We start from the raw sequence: 14,265 nt of genomic DNA, 5'->3' as shown, positions 1-14,265 counted from the left end.
AGAAGTGGAGTTGAAGAACAGATGAACCCAACCAATCCTAAACATCCTGCCAATCCAAAACTGGACGAAGAGACGATATCGACAAAGCCCATCTTCGAGGGCAAAGTCATTTCCCTTCAGGTCGACACGGTCAAGCTGCCTAACGGTCAGACCGCTACCCGTGAGATCATCCGTCACCCTGGAGCGGTAGCTGTCCTCGCGCTGAATGGCGATCGTATGCTGGTCGTTGATCAGTATCGTCAGGCTATGGGACGTACCGAAGTCGAGATTCCGGCAGGCAAGCTGGACCCGGGAGAAGAACCTGAAGTGGCAGCAGCGCGTGAATTGCGCGAAGAGACTGGTTATTTAGCCAAATCACTGCGGCATTTGCGTTCGTTTTACACTTCGCCAGGATTCGCGGATGAGATCATTCATCTGTACATCGCCGAGGAGCTCGAAGCAGGAGACATGGCTTTGGACGAAGATGAATTTCTTGAAGTGTCCGAGATCACAATTGAAGAGGCTTATCAGTTGATGGATCAGAATCGGATCAGTGATGCCAAAACGATGATGGCAGTGTATGCATGGGATCTTTACAGAACGACAGGACGGTTTTAATGATGAATGAGCAGCAGACAGCGTCTGCAGGGTGGGAGCCTTGTTATGCTGACCTCCATATTCACATTGGGCGAACTTCGCGCGGTGAAGCTGTTAAAATCAGTGGCAGCCGTGATCTGACATTTGAGAACATTGCTAGAGAAGCCTCGGATCGCAAAGGAATCCACCTACTCGGCGTCATTGATTGCCACTCCCCGGTTGTGCAGATGGACATTGAACAGCTGCTTGAGAACGGCACGATGTCCGAGCTTGAGGGAGGAGGCATTGCGTATCAGGACACAACCATCCTGCTGGGTACGGAATTAGAACTGCGTGAGCCAGGAATGCGGGAGTTCCATATGCTGGCCTACTTCCGTGATCTGAAAACCATGAAGTCCTTCACGGACTGGATGAAACGTTATATGAAAAATGTGAACCTGAGCTCACAGCGGGTATATGTACCTGCGCTTGAGATGCAGGGCGAGATAAAGGCGCGTGGCGGGCTTATTGTGCCAGCGCATGCGTTTACCCCGTATAAAGGCATATATGGCAGCACAGCTCCTCGTATGGCTGATGTGCTGGATACGAGCCTGATCGATGCGGTTGAGCTTGGGCTAAGCTCCGATTCATCCATGGCCAGTTATATTCGGGAACTGGATCAAGTTCCTTTTCTAACGAACTCGGATGCTCATTCTCTGGGCAAGATTGGACGGGAGTACAACCAGTTACAACTGGAGAAGCCTTCCTTTGACGAATTCAATATGGCACTTAAACGACAAGCAGGCAGAGGCATTACGGCCAATTACGGTTTGAATCCAAGACTTGGCAAATACCACCGAACCTATTGTGCATCCTGTGGAAGCATTATGGACGAGCATGCGATGTCGGCAGAACGTTGTCCATACTGTGGCAGTGTGAAGCTTGTGCAGGGTGTACTCGATCGCATATTGGCAATCGCGGATCGGGAGAGTCCTCAGGTTCCCACAAACCGACCTGCTTATCACTATCAGGTACCGCTCGAATTCATCCCGGGTTTGGGGAAAGCCAAACTGCGCCAGCTGCTGGATCGCTTTGGTACGGAAATGAACGTATTACATCGTACAAGCGAGGATGAACTTGCAGAGGTCGTTGGACCGGTTCTGGCAGGTCTTATCGTTGCTGCGCGGAATGGTCAACTTGAATTGTCATCTGGTGGTGGTGGCACTTACGGAAAGGTGTCTAATAAGGAAAGATCAGAGTAGAGAAGTCTGCAGTAGGCTACAACGTGAGTTAGCGTAATTGGGTGTGGGAGAGGTATTTTGTCATGGGAAAGGGAATCTGAATCTGGACAAGAAGTCATACGTGTGCATTCCGGTTCATAAGAATGACTATGGGGATTTCACTCGATATCCTTGCAGCATGATAACCGGAAAGGGGACCCGTACCTGTATGCGTTCTGCCTACTTCACATTCAAAGGCCAAACCTCTTTATATGTATTCGTGGCTGTCTTGTTTCTGGTGGGTGTCATTTTTGGCGCCCTAATGGTTAATGCACTATCCCTTGAACAACGTCAGGATCTGGAAGGATATCTTGGCAACTTCTTCATGACGGTACAGCACAGCGGACAGGTGACTGAGACCGGAACCTATTGGGACATTGCCATGCTTCATCTTAAGTGGGTGGGTCTAATTTTCATTCTGGGCTTGTCGGTCATCGGCCTGCCGGGCATATTGGTTCTGGATTTTCTGAAAGGTGTGCTCATTGGTTTTACAGTGGGTTACCTTGTTGGACAGTATTCATGGAAAGGGCTGTTATTTGCCCTCGTTTCCGTTGCACCTCACAATTTATTTGTGATTCCGGTACTTCTGATTTGCAGTGTGTCTGCCATGACCTTTTCCTTATACATTATTCGCAATCGTGTTCTGATGCAGCGGACGCCAGGCCGTCAGAAGCCTTTTGCATCATATATCGTGTTAACTTTGGTTATGGCAGCGATGCTGTTAGGGGTGGCGTCATTTGAAACATGGGTTACACCTGCAATGATGCGATGGGTCACACCAATGTTACTACCTGCCTAGCTTTGCGCGTGATAGTGTAAAATGTTGACTTTAATTATGTACTCCCCCTATAATGAAAGAAGTGGGTTAAGTTGCAGTGTGCAGTGATTTCCTAGGGGGAGGGAGAAAATGGAAGCACGGATCGATAAAATTAAGCAGCAACTACAGTCCCAAGGATATAAATTAACGCCCCAGCGGGAAGCCACCGTGAGAGTACTTCTTGAGAATGAAGAAGATCATCTGAGCGCAGAAGACGTATTCATGCTCGTGAAAGAAAAGGCTCCCGAAATCGGTCTGGCAACCGTGTACCGTACCCTCGAACTGCTGAGTGAGCTGCATGTTGTAGAGAAAATCAACTTCGGCGACGGTGTAGCGCGTTATGATCTACGCGGAGATACATCCAAGCATCACCATCATCACTTAATCTGTGTTCAGTGCGGAAGTATGGATGAAATACGTGAGGACTGGCTTGGACCGCTTGAAGAGCGACTAGAGCGGGAATTTAATTTTTCAGTAGTAGATCACCGTCTGGATTTCCATGGGATTTGTTACCGTTGCAAAGCTAAAAATGACCAGAAGCCCAAAGATGAAGAATAACATAGCATATCTTCAAGCTCTCACCGGCGGTTTTGACGGGAGAGCTTTTTTGGTCCAGCGTGTGATGTAAGGTTTACCCAGAAAGTCATATTCCTGCGTTGGCGGACATACCCTGATTCTAGACGAATCAGTTCGAACCAGGAGGGGATAACCTGTGATTATATCACTGCGGAGAGGGCTCCGTTTTATTCGATTTATCGTATTTTTTGCTGCATTAGTTTATCTGTTCTATCATGTTCTGGATTTGTTCAACGGATGGATCTCACCTGTGGACCAGTATCAAATGCCAACAGGAAATGCGGTTAAAGTATTTCAGGAAACGGTTTGGCCCATTAGCGGGGAAGGACGTCCTACGATGGCAGACCGTCTCCGTTTATTCTATTGGTACGGAGAGTAGTTGAACAGCCAGGGATGCAAATACGGAGACAGGTTGCCCGAGTGGCAGTTCTGTCAGATGAGGAGCGTTGTGCATGAGGCAGACGATACACGCATATGCCTTATACTTGGAAGAGGATAAAGGGATGTCGAGCAGCACGCTGGAATCGTATCTTCGAGACGTGGACAAGTTCATCGAATTTGCGGAGAAAGAATACGGTATCCGGGAAGCGGAGCAGGTACGCCGGACTCATGTCATCCTGTTTATAGGTCAGCTGAAACAGACGGGACGTGCGAATGCAACCATTGCCCGCAGTGTCGTATCCTTGCGCTCCTATTTTCATTTTTTGATGAGGCGTGGTGAGATTCTGCAGGACCCTACGTTTGATGTGGAGGCTCCAAAAGCAGACAAGACACCACCGCAGGTATTAACCATCCAAGAGATCGAATTGCTGCTTGCGTCCCCCGATACCCGTTCGCCGCAAGGGGTTCGTGACCGGGCCATGCTTGAGCTATTGTATGCCACAGGCATTCGTGTATCTGAACTGATTGCACTGGATGTGCGGGATGTACAGCCAGGCATGCGCTTTATCCGCTGTGGAGGTGCTGGTAAAGAACGAATTTTGCCGATCGGTGCGCCTGCCGCACAGTGGGCGAGTGTTTATGTGAACGAGTACCGCAACCTGCTTATCAAACATGAGACGGACGAGCAGGCTCTCTTTGTTAACGTATCCGGCAGACGATTAACCCGGCAGGGCTTCTGGAAGCTGCTCAAAAAAGCAGCGATGGATGCCGGAATCTCGGGCGAAATTACACCACATACGCTGCGTCATTCCTTTGCCGCTCACCTGATTGCCAGTGGGGCAGATACACGTGCGGTGCAGGACATGCTTGGTCATGTGGAGCAACCTGGGCAGCAGTACGGCCATCATGGTCGCAAAACAATGAAAGAAATTTATGAATCTCATCATCCACGGGCAAAATAGTTTACGTATGGATACAAATCTGCAAAAAAGAGCGGAACAATAGCCCGAATTAGGATAAAATAAATTGAACACATCTAAACGCCGTTATACATAAGCAAATGCGTCAATTCAGCGAATATGTCTTGGATTGATCTCATTTGCGGATACAGGACGGATCGTTTCAACTCAAGGGGGAACATCTTATGACAGCATTAAATCAACAGATGATTTTGGAAGCGGCATCTTACATTCAAAGCAAAATTTCCATTAAACCGGAAGTCGGTTTGATTTTGGGTTCAGGACTTGGCATTTTGGCAGAACTGATAGAAGATGGCGTGAGCATCGCTTATCAGGATATTCCTCATTTTCCGGTATCCACAGTTGAAGGACATGAAGGCGAATTGCTGGTGGGAACCATCAAAAGTCGTCCGGTTGTCATGATGAAAGGTCGCTTTCACATGTACGAAGGATATGGTCCGGAGCTGACGGCCTTCCCGGTACGTGTTATGAAAGAACTTGGCGTAACTTCCCTGCTCGTAACGAACGCAGCAGGTGGCGTGAATACCTCTTATGAAGCGGGTGACCTGATGCTGATCTCGGATCATCTGAATCTCACAGGCAAGAATCCGTTAATCGGGCCGAATGATTCCGCCCTTGGTGTGCGCTTCCCGGATCTTTCTGAAGCCTATAGCCGCCGTCTGCGTGCACTTGCGAAGGATACCGCCGCTTCACAAGGTTTTGATGTACGTGAAGGTGTGTACGCCGGCATGCTCGGTCCAAACTACGAGACACCAGCTGAAATCGTGATGCTGCGTACGCTGGGGGCGGATGCTGTCGGCATGTCTACCGTATCCGAAGTCATCGTGGCACGGCACGCAGGACTGGAAGTACTGGGTATTTCCTGTATTAGTAACATGGCTGCCGGCATTCTGGACCAGCCGCTGTCTCATGATGAGGTTATGGAGACGACAGAGCGTGTTCGTGAATCTTTCCTGGCGCTTGTGCTGGCTGTTATTCCACAAATGTAACTAACAAATTAGCAAGAAGTAAGAGGTAACCTGTCCTAATATGATCTATTGGGAAGGGGTTACCTTTTTTAATTTTCCTTAACGGGGCGCTCACTAATGCAGTGAGTTCAGGCTCGTTTTTTTTGTGTTCCGTTTGGATTACATAAAAAGTTCGGGAAATCATTCTTTACATGGAATAATTTACTTCATTCGGGCCGACAATGATTAGCAGTACATGCATGGAACATGCAGTAAGCAAGTCATTTGAGGAGGTAACCCTAGTGAAGAAACGAATAATGGCATCGTTCATGACCCTTTGTATTCTGCTGCCCCTGATGGCATCAACAGCGCTGGCTAAAGAAACTCCTAAAGCAGCGGGAGGAGCAGATTTGGCCCCGTCGGCACGCTCCGCCATTTTGATGGATGCAGATACGGGCACCGTCATTTTTGAAAAAAACAGTCATGATCAGCTGCCTCCGGCGAGCATTACGAAGATTATGACCATGCTGCTAACTATTGAAGCCATTGACTCTGGCAAGCTGAAGCTTACCGATAAAGTGAGAACGAGTGAATATGCCGCATCCATGGGTGGATCCCAGATTTTTCTGGAACCTGGGGAAGAGATGACGGTCGATGATATGTTAAAAGGGATTGCTATGGCTTCAGGTAATGATGCCTCAGTAGCGATGGCCGAGAAAATTGCCGGCTCGGAGGAAGCCTTTGTGCAGCTGATGAATGATCGGGCAAAGGAGCTCGGCATGAAGGATACTCATTTTGCCAACTGTAACGGCCTGCCGGTAGAAAACCACTATTCTTCCGCCCATGACATTGCGGTCATGAGCCGTGAACTGCTGAAGCATTCCGGAATTACGAAGTATACGGGTGCATATCAGGATTACCTTCGTAAAGATAGTGAGAAGCCATTCTGGCTGGTGAATACAAATAAGTTGGTTCGTTTTTACTCCGGTGCGGATGGGTTGAAAACAGGATACACTTCCGAAGCCAAGTTCTGTCTGTCGGCTACAGCGATGAAGGATGGACTGCGTGTCGTTTCCGTGGTGTTGGGTGAACCAAATACCAAAACTCGGAACAGTGAAGTTTCCTCGATGTTTGACTATGCTTTTGGGCAATACACGATGAAAGCTCTGTACAAGTCAGGGGATCTGCTGGGCAGTCTGAAAATTGAAAAAGGGGAAGTGGCCGAATTGCCCCTGAATGCAACACAAAATTATAGTGTGCTGATGCGCAAAGGTGCGAAATCGGATGAGATTCGTCATGAATTGCTGATGGCAAAAGAAGTGAAAGCCCCGGTCAAAGCAGGTCAGAGTATAGGTAAGCTTGTTGTCTACCAGGGCAATGAAGTCATCAAGGAATTCGACATTCAGGCTCCACAGGATGTGGATAAGGCAGGCTGGTGGAAGCTGTTCAAACGCACGACCTCCAAACTGTTCGATTAAACGGCGATTTATGCAGGTTACGTACATCCGTTGAACAATATTTTGTAGTTAAATAGGGGTTTTCTTCTAGTTTTGTCGGGGGGCAGGAAATGCCTTCGGGAACGTAGAAATCCTTGTTCAAGACAGGGAGGAGAGTGAGCAAACGTGAACTTGCATGTGGAAATGGAACATCACCGCGGGATTCTGATTGTGCGATTATCCGGGGAGCTTGATCACCATACAGCTGACATGGTACGGATGCAGATGGATGAAGCCATCCAACGCAGACAATGCGAGCATCTGGTACTCAGCCTGAAAGATCTGCAATTCATGGACAGTTCGGGTCTGGGTGTCATTTTGGGAAGGTACAAGCTCATTAAGAATAAAGGCGGCAAAATGGTGGTCTGTGATGTCAATCCGCCAGTGTATCGTTTGCTGGAAATGTCGGGTTTGTTCAAGATTATGCCGATTTACGAAAATGAGGGAACTGCTCTCTCGGGTCTGGAGGTCGTCTCATGAATGAAGGAACGGGGACAAATTTCATGAATCTGCAATTTGCGGCCAAGTCGGAGAATGAATCGTTTGCACGGGTGACGGTTGCTGCCTTCATCTCCCAGCTTGATCCTACGATGGACGAGCTTAGTGATCTGAAGACGGTCATTTCGGAAGCCGTAACGAACAGCATCATCCACGGTTATAACAACAATCCGGAAGGTGTTGTGTCCATTCAAGCCGAGATTCGCGAGGACATGATCACCATCATTGTGGAAGACCGTGGTGAGGGCATCGAAGATCTTGAACTGGCCAAACAGCCGCTGTACACGTCCAAACCCGAACTTGAGCGCTCGGGCATGGGCTTCACCATTATGGAAAACTTCATGGATGAATTCGAAGTCAGCAGTGAGCCCGGCAGAGGCACCTCCATCAAGATGAAGAAAAGGATTGAATCCAAGAAAGCATTGTATAATTAGGGGTTGGTGGTCTTATGGATGCTGAAGTGAAACAGTCTTCACAGACCTATTTGGACGATGCCGAGGTCAAACGGCTGATTGCGCTCAGTCAGTCGGGTGACCATGTCGCACGGGATACGCTGGTGAACTGCAACATCAGACTCGTCTGGTCCGTCGTACAACGTTTTATGAACAGGGGATATGAGCCGGAAGATCTGTTCCAGATTGGTTGTATCGGCCTGCTTAAATCGGTGGATAAATTCGATCTAAGTTATGATGTAAAATTCTCCACTTATGCTGTCCCGATGATTATCGGAGAAATTCAGCGCTTCCTGCGGGACGACGGTACACTTAAGGTTAGTCGTTCACTCAAGGAAATGGCGAATAAAGTCCGTAAGAAAAGGGATGAGCTGTCCAAAAACCTGGACCGTCTGCCCACGATCAAGGAAGTGGCTGAAGAGCTGGGGGTTACCCCGGAGGAAGTTGTTTTTGCACAGGAAGCGAACAAACCGCCTACCTCCATCCATGAGACGGTGTTTGAGAATGACGGCGATCCGATTACGCTGATGGACCAGATTGCCGACGAGTCTCAGGAGCGGTGGTTCGACAAACTGGCGCTAAACGAAGCGATTGGCGGTCTCAGTGAACGGGAACGGCTGATTGTGTACCTCCGGTATTACCGGGATCAGACCCAGTCCGAGGTAGCCAGCAGGCTGGGTATATCCCAGGTGCAGGTGTCACGGCTGGAGAAAAAAATACTGCAATCCATTCGCGACCAGATCGCACAGTGATTTTGGATTGCAGATAACAATATTGGTGTGAAATCACCAATATACGACAACTAACAACCTTCTATCGCGCATTAATGTGCGAAGAAGGTTATTTGTCGTTAACCTGAACGGGTTTGGGATGACTCGACTGCAACAATAACATCAATCCAATGATACATGCGGTTCCCAGCCATTGGAATAACCCAAAGGGTTCATGCAGCCAGATCACAGTGGTGCCAACAGCAGCAAGCGGCTCCGCGCTTCCCATCAGACTTGTTTCTTTGGCTGTCAAGCTTTTTAAACTTTCGATATAGAACCAGAATGCAATCATCGTCCCTAAAATAATGGTAAATGCCAAATATCCGTAGGTTTCCAAACGCAAGCTGGCAAAGCCCATTTTCCAAGGGGGATGGATGATACTCATAGCGGCCCCTCCGATGATCATTGCCCAGCCTACTACTACGAGTGAATCAAACTTTTCAATCAGTTTAACGGCGTAGAGAGTATAGAAGGCAGCAGCAACCCCGGATAACAGCCCCCACAATACCGCAGGTAATGGCACAGATAATTGGGAGAGAGAACCATTTGTTAGGAGGAGAAAACACCCGCTCATAGCCAGAATCGCCGATATCATATCCTTTCGGGTAAGAGCAGCTTGTTTTCGCCAGATCATATAGACCATAATCATGACTGGAGACAGATATTGTAGTAGTGTCGCCACCGCTGAGTTGCCATGATGAATGGACGCCGTGTACGTATACTGAACAGCGAGCATTCCGAATAATCCGAAAATGATGAGCTGAAAGGCTGTTTTTTTCTTCTTCCATACATCGAAAATTTGCGAGCGTCTTGTTGTAAAGGATTGAACCGCTAGAAGCAGAATGCCAGCAATCAGTAATCGTATTGTTACAAACCAGTTGATATCGATACCGTACTGTTGAAACAGCTTTTGTGAAACGGTTCCACCAATACCCCAGCTTATTGCTCCTGTAAGAACGAAGAATATGCCCGATTTTCTAGATCTTTGAATAAATAATTTCATGGATATTTCCCTCACCTTAAATATAAGAATAGTGTTATATTAAAATGAAATGGGCTATAATAATATCAATATTGCACAGATAAATATAACTATATTAAGATGAGGAAAAATGATTAAGAAAGAATTTGGGATTGATCAAAACGGAAGGGAACTGACGGAGCATCGTACGGTTACACTGCCTGTTGCGTGTTATGAAACCACAATTGTATGCCATGTTCACGGGCATATTCCTTTGCACTGGCATGATGAATTGCAGTTTGTCCTCGTTGTTCAGGGAGAAGCTCTATTTCATGTTAATGATCAAAAGATCATTGTGGCGCAAGGCGATGGCTTGTTTATCAACAGTGGTTGTATGCATATGGCAGAGGAACAGGGTGAGTATGAAAATTGTATTTATCTCTGTCTGAATGTCTCTCCGCATTTTGTTGTGCCATCCGAATTATACTTGAAGTATGTATATCCCTATATCTCAGCGACCAATTTTCCTTATGTTCAAATCAAAGGGGAAATTTCCTGGGGAGCTCAAGTCCTGGGCGCCATCCGCCATGTTAAAAAGGATCTGGATGAGCAGCCACCATTTTACGAAATGAATGTGGCTTCAAGCCTTTTAACGATTTGGAAACACCTGATTACAGGCGGATCGGCGCTGGAATATGATCCATCCGAAATCATCAGAAGCAGGCGAATGAAGGAGATGCTCGAATGGATTCACCGGCACTTCGCCGAACCGATCAAATTGGAGGATATCGCAAGGGCGGGCCAGCTAAGTCGATCGGAAACATGCCGATATTTCACGCAAATGTTAAATTCAACACCCATGCAATATGTTATCGATTATCGTATCCAAAAGAGTGTGGAGCTGTTGCAACTCATGGAACGCAGCATCACCGAGATTGCTTATGAAGTGGGTTTTAACAGCACGAGCTATTTTATTCATCAGTTTCGCAAAAACAAGCAAATCACCCCGTTAAAGTTCAGAAGACAAATGGAGTTGAGAAATAAGGAGGGTATGAAACAGTAAACAAAAAAATGAAGGTACTGTTATCGACCCTGCTGATGATCACTGCGCTTGTCTTTGTGTATATGCGTTATTTCCATCCGTTCCCCATATCTATTGAAGTCATCCAAACCAATCCTTCTTCAGAAATCACCACTTCACAAGAAGTCCTGACAACCATGCGTAAAGCTTTCCCGGAGATGCCTGATCTCCAAGTTTCTTACCAGTCCATCCATAACACTTTCTCTTCTCACTAAGTCGCTATATGAGGGGCTTTTTTTTGTTTGAGTAACAAAAGGATCATGACAAAATATGGTCCAAATTCCCCAGCTGTTATTTCTCCTACTAACAACCACACAGCATATTTATTGCAGACCTTTGGAAAAAAGGGACCTGTGCAGCGGAGGGATGGAATCGGACTAAGGAGCGAAACGTGAGGGCTCGTCTAAGGATACACATTAGCAACGCAGGCGGCAGATTAGACCTGAAGAAGCGAAGCGTTCGCCTTTGTCTCCGAATTTCTACACTAGTAGAAATCAATCCAGAAAATTTGGAGACAACAGCGATCGAAAGGTTGGTCTGCCGTCGGAGTGTCTGCGTGTATCCTCCCCCCGAACAACAGCGACCGATGGCCGATCCATCCCGAAGCGCCTGTACGCACTCCTAACCTTTTTCCAACCAGAATGTAATAAATTTGCACATTCTTCAAATACTAACCTAAATTACGCAGTAAAGGAGTGTTTCGGATGTCCCTGACACCCACTCCAACGGTTTATGTTCGTTTGCGCAGCCGTATTCGTATCCAAAGGGGCCGCAGCGTCAGGATTGGGGATGTAGCTCATTTGCTTACCTCTCCCGAAGAACAGGAAGCAAGGTTGCTTGAGCTTGAATTGCTGCGCCCCGGACCGGAGGACGGCAATCTGATCCTCGTTGATATATTGCAGATCATTCCCTTGATCCGTCGGGCCTTGCCAGATGTCACGGTTGAATTGATCGGATCGGGTCATACGCTTGTTGAGGTGGTTGTGGGAAGTGGCAAACCCTCCAAATCTCTGTTCATCCTGGTATGGCTTCTGCTTTTCTTTGGATCAGCATTGACCATTATGAATTTCCATGCGGATGTAAACATGCAGGAAGTTCAGATTCGAATTGTAGAGATGATTACAGGCCAACGGGATGAGCACCCGTATCTGTTTCAGCTGGCATATTCCATCGGAATTGGGTTTGGCATGGCGGTGTTCTTCAATCATTTATTCAAGAAAAAGTGGAATGAGGAACCTACCCCTTTGGAAGTGGAGATGTTTTTATATCAGCAAAATGTAGACAAGTATGTGGTGATTGAAGAAACCGAACGTATGCATGAAGAGGAACGCAGGGAGATGAATGCGGATGAGCGTTCTTAACGGAGCGATCAGCATTGTGTTGGGTATTGCAGGAGGAATCGCCGTAGGAAGCGGTGTGATTGCGCTTATTCTCGTGTTAGATATGATCCCCAGACTAGCTCAGCTAACGCGTTCTTACGACAAAACCCATTGGTATGAAGGGGCATTGATTGGAGGTTCGCTGCTCGGTACTGTTGCGGATTTTTGGCACTGGAAAATGCACGGCGTGCTGTTGCTTAGTCCGATCATCGGACTGTTTTGCGGTGTGTTCATTGGTCTGCTTGCCGCGGCACTGACTGAAGTGCTGAATGTACTGCCAGTTCTGGCGAAACGACTGGGCATGAAATCTTATCTGTTTGGACTGCTGCTTGCCATGATTTTGGGGAAGATGACAGGATCCTTGTTTGACTTTTTTGTATATCAGCGTTAACACGTTAGGCCTAAGGAGGATGGGAAATGGATGTAAGATCGGACAACGATGGGCAGGACTCTGGCCAAGGAACCTCCGAAGAGGTAATGCACAAATTTCCTAATGAGATTCAGAAGGAAGAGGGGAAGAAGGCATACGAGAAAAAGAAGCAAGATGAAATGTCGGACAGTATTGAAGAATCCGTAGAATATTGGCAGGAAAACGACGATATTTCCCCCCGCATGAGTGATAACAAATATACGCTTCAGCAAGTGCTGGGACTCGGAGAGTCCTTTGATGTAGATATGAGGGAAATGGTTTTGGGCGGTAAACACGTTGGATTGTTGCTGCTGACTGGATTTGCGAAGGATGAGATTCTGCTTGAAGTGTTAAAAAGGTTAACTTATCTAACACCGGAGCAAGTGTCTGGACATGCGTTGAAATCGTATTTCGAATGTTACATTCCCCATATTCAGGTTGAGCGCGTGGAGAAAATGAGCGCCGTTATTAACAAGGTCCTCATGGGAATGAGTGCCATGTTTGTCGAAGGGGATCGTTCCGTTATCATTATGGATACACGCAGTTATCCGGTACGCTCACCTGAGGAACCTTCGTTGGAGAGAGTGGTGCGTGGTTCTAGAGACGGGTTTACAGAAACGCTTCTGACCAATGTGACGCTAGTGCGTCGCAGAATACGTGATCCTGGATTAAAGTTTGAACTCATGCAGGTCGGCCGGAGATCACAAACGGATGTCTGTGTAGTATATATTGATGATATCGTGGACAAGGTTCAGGTGGATTCCGTTCGTGAAAAAATCAAACGGGTGAATATCGATGGCATTCCTGCTGCCGACAAGCAGTTGGAAGAAGCGATTATTAATAAGGGTTGGCACCCATATCCGTTGGTTCGTTATTCGGAACGGCCAGATGTGACGGCTTCTCATCTGATGGAAGGACGGGTTGTTATTTTTGTAGATACATCACCCAGTGTGATGATCCTGCCCACGACTTTTTTTGACCTGTGTGAGCATGCGGAAGAGAACAGGCAGACTGCCTTTATGGGGACCTATTTGCGCTGGGTACGATTCGGGGGAATACTGATTTCACTTTTCCTGTTGCCGCTGTGGTTGCTGATGGTCATCGACCCTGCTATCAAGCCAACAGGGATGGAGTTCATCGGTCCTCATGAGAATGCAAAGTTACCGCTGATTCTACAGTTTCTGTTAATTGAATTCGGCGTGGACTTATTGCGGATGGCTGCTGTTCATACTCCTACGCCACTCGCGTCAGCCATGGGTTTGATCGCTGCGATTCTGGTTGGGGATATCGCCGTCAAAACGGGCTACTTTGTCAATGAAGTTGTATTGTATATGGCCATTGCCGCTATTGGCATGTTTGCAACGCCCAGTTATGAGTTAGGCTTGGCAAATCGATTGGTCAGATTGTTTTTGCTGGTTGCTGTGGCGATATTCAAGGTTCCTGGATTCGTAGTCGGGACCACGCTCATTATTGTGGCTCTGACTCTGCATCGCTCCTACAATTCTTCTTATCTCTGGCCATTCATACCGTTTAATGCAAAGGCTTTGGGTAACTTTTTGATCCGTTTGCCTCTGTTGGAGAACAAAAAACGTCCTTCAATCAATAAAACACGTGATAATACCAAAATGGATGATGATCCGGACGGAGAAATGCAAAAAAGTAAAAAACACAAATGATCTTCCG

General features: G+C 47.3%; 17 protein-coding genes. 16 read left to right on the top strand and 1 reads right to left on the bottom strand.

The genetic code is table 11. From position 1 onward, the window contains the following. The first annotated feature begins 21 nt into the window (after nucleotides 1-21). From MHB49_RS22775 to sigF, 11 genes are all read left to right on the top strand, one after another. Nucleotides 22-597 (top strand): NUDIX domain-containing protein, encoded by a 576-nt coding sequence (locus tag MHB49_RS22775; RefSeq protein ID WP_405153104.1) that lies wholly within the window; start codon nucleotides 22-24, stop codon nucleotides 595-597. After that, nucleotides 597-1,817, top strand: a complete 1,221-nt coding sequence (locus MHB49_RS22770) for an endonuclease Q family protein (protein ID WP_405153103.1) — start codon at nucleotides 597-599, stop codon at nucleotides 1,815-1,817. The genes MHB49_RS22775 and MHB49_RS22770 overlap by 1 nt, the downstream gene beginning before the upstream one ends. Nucleotides 1,818-2,004: 187 nt before the next feature. Then, a complete protein-coding gene (spoIIM, locus tag MHB49_RS22765; RefSeq protein ID WP_247903231.1) occupies nucleotides 2,005-2,634 on the top strand; it encodes a stage II sporulation protein M in 630 nt (209 codons plus the stop codon). 108 nt (nucleotides 2,635-2,742) lie between these two features. Beyond that, the gene (locus MHB49_RS22760) at nucleotides 2,743-3,210 is read left to right on the top strand and encodes a Fur family transcriptional regulator (RefSeq protein ID WP_024630961.1); all 468 of its coding nucleotides are present in this window, start codon (nucleotides 2,743-2,745) and stop codon (nucleotides 3,208-3,210) included. A 154-nt stretch (nucleotides 3,211-3,364) separates the two neighbouring features. Then, entirely contained in the window at nucleotides 3,365-3,607 is a 243-nt protein-coding gene (locus tag MHB49_RS22755) for a DUF4227 family protein (protein WP_247898301.1), read from the top strand. Nucleotides 3,608-3,680: 73 nt separating this feature from the next. Then, complete coding sequence (locus MHB49_RS22750) at nucleotides 3,681-4,571, top strand: tyrosine recombinase (RefSeq protein WP_405153102.1); 891 nt, start codon at nucleotides 3,681-3,683, stop codon at nucleotides 4,569-4,571. Nucleotides 4,572-4,753: 182 nt separating this feature from the next. Next, on the top strand, nucleotides 4,754-5,578 hold the full coding sequence (locus tag MHB49_RS22745; protein WP_405153101.1) for a purine-nucleoside phosphorylase: 825 nt from the start codon (nucleotides 4,754-4,756) through the stop codon (nucleotides 5,576-5,578). Nucleotides 5,579-5,892: 314 nt separating this feature from the next. Further along, nucleotides 5,893-7,014, top strand: a complete 1,122-nt coding sequence (locus tag MHB49_RS22740) for a D-alanyl-D-alanine carboxypeptidase family protein (RefSeq protein ID WP_247903230.1) — start codon at nucleotides 5,893-5,895, stop codon at nucleotides 7,012-7,014. A 144-nt stretch (nucleotides 7,015-7,158) separates the two neighbouring features. Continuing rightward, nucleotides 7,159-7,512 (top strand): anti-sigma F factor antagonist, encoded by a 354-nt coding sequence (gene spoIIAA, locus MHB49_RS22735; protein WP_036663380.1) that lies wholly within the window; start codon nucleotides 7,159-7,161, stop codon nucleotides 7,510-7,512. Then, nucleotides 7,509-7,964, top strand: coding sequence for an anti-sigma F factor (gene spoIIAB / locus MHB49_RS22730; protein WP_247898298.1), 456 nt, complete (start codon nucleotides 7,509-7,511; stop codon nucleotides 7,962-7,964). The genes spoIIAA and spoIIAB overlap by 4 nt, the downstream gene beginning before the upstream one ends. A 14-nt stretch (nucleotides 7,965-7,978) precedes the next feature. Beyond that, a complete protein-coding gene (gene sigF, locus MHB49_RS22725; RefSeq protein ID WP_076291907.1) occupies nucleotides 7,979-8,734 on the top strand; it encodes an RNA polymerase sporulation sigma factor SigF in 756 nt (251 codons plus the stop codon). Nucleotides 8,735-8,822: 88 nt separating this feature from the next. On the opposite strand, the gene MHB49_RS22720 is transcribed toward sigF, so the two are convergent. Beyond that, nucleotides 8,823-9,755: an EamA family transporter gene (locus MHB49_RS22720; RefSeq protein WP_405153100.1), complete on the bottom strand. Its 933-nt coding sequence runs from the start codon at nucleotides 9,753-9,755 to the stop codon at nucleotides 8,823-8,825. Nucleotides 9,756-9,864: 109 nt separating this feature from the next. Between MHB49_RS22720 and MHB49_RS22715 the strand changes: the two genes are divergently transcribed. The 5 genes from MHB49_RS22715 to MHB49_RS22695 all read left to right on the top strand — a co-directional run bounded on the left by MHB49_RS22715 (nucleotide 9,865) and on the right by MHB49_RS22695 (nucleotide 14,258). Further along, on the top strand, nucleotides 9,865-10,776 hold the full coding sequence (locus MHB49_RS22715; protein ID WP_405153099.1) for a helix-turn-helix domain-containing protein: 912 nt from the start codon (nucleotides 9,865-9,867) through the stop codon (nucleotides 10,774-10,776). Between the two features lie 8 nt (nucleotides 10,777-10,784). Beyond that, nucleotides 10,785-11,009, top strand: coding sequence for a hypothetical protein (locus MHB49_RS22710; protein ID WP_405153098.1), 225 nt, complete (start codon nucleotides 10,785-10,787; stop codon nucleotides 11,007-11,009). 489 nt (nucleotides 11,010-11,498) lie between these two features. Next, nucleotides 11,499-12,155 carry a stage V sporulation protein AA gene (locus MHB49_RS22705; RefSeq protein WP_405153097.1) on the top strand — a complete coding sequence of 219 codons (657 nt, stop codon included), beginning with the start codon at nucleotides 11,499-11,501 and terminating at the stop codon, nucleotides 12,153-12,155. Then, complete coding sequence (locus tag MHB49_RS22700; protein WP_405153096.1) at nucleotides 12,136-12,564, top strand: stage V sporulation protein AB; 429 nt, start codon at nucleotides 12,136-12,138, stop codon at nucleotides 12,562-12,564. Before MHB49_RS22705 ends, MHB49_RS22700 begins: the two co-directional genes overlap by 20 nt. A gap of 86 nt (nucleotides 12,565-12,650) precedes the next feature. Then, on the top strand, nucleotides 12,651-14,258 hold the full coding sequence (locus MHB49_RS22695) for a spore germination protein (RefSeq protein ID WP_405157220.1): 1,608 nt from the start codon (nucleotides 12,651-12,653) through the stop codon (nucleotides 14,256-14,258). Nucleotides 14,259-14,265 lie beyond the last annotated feature (7 nt).

It is taken from the genome of Paenibacillus sp. FSL K6-0108, assembly GCF_045040695.1.
Taxonomy (GTDB): Bacteria; Bacillota; Bacilli; order Paenibacillales; family Paenibacillaceae; genus Paenibacillus; species Paenibacillus pabuli_B.
This window is presented reverse-complemented; position numbering and strand designations above follow the sequence as displayed.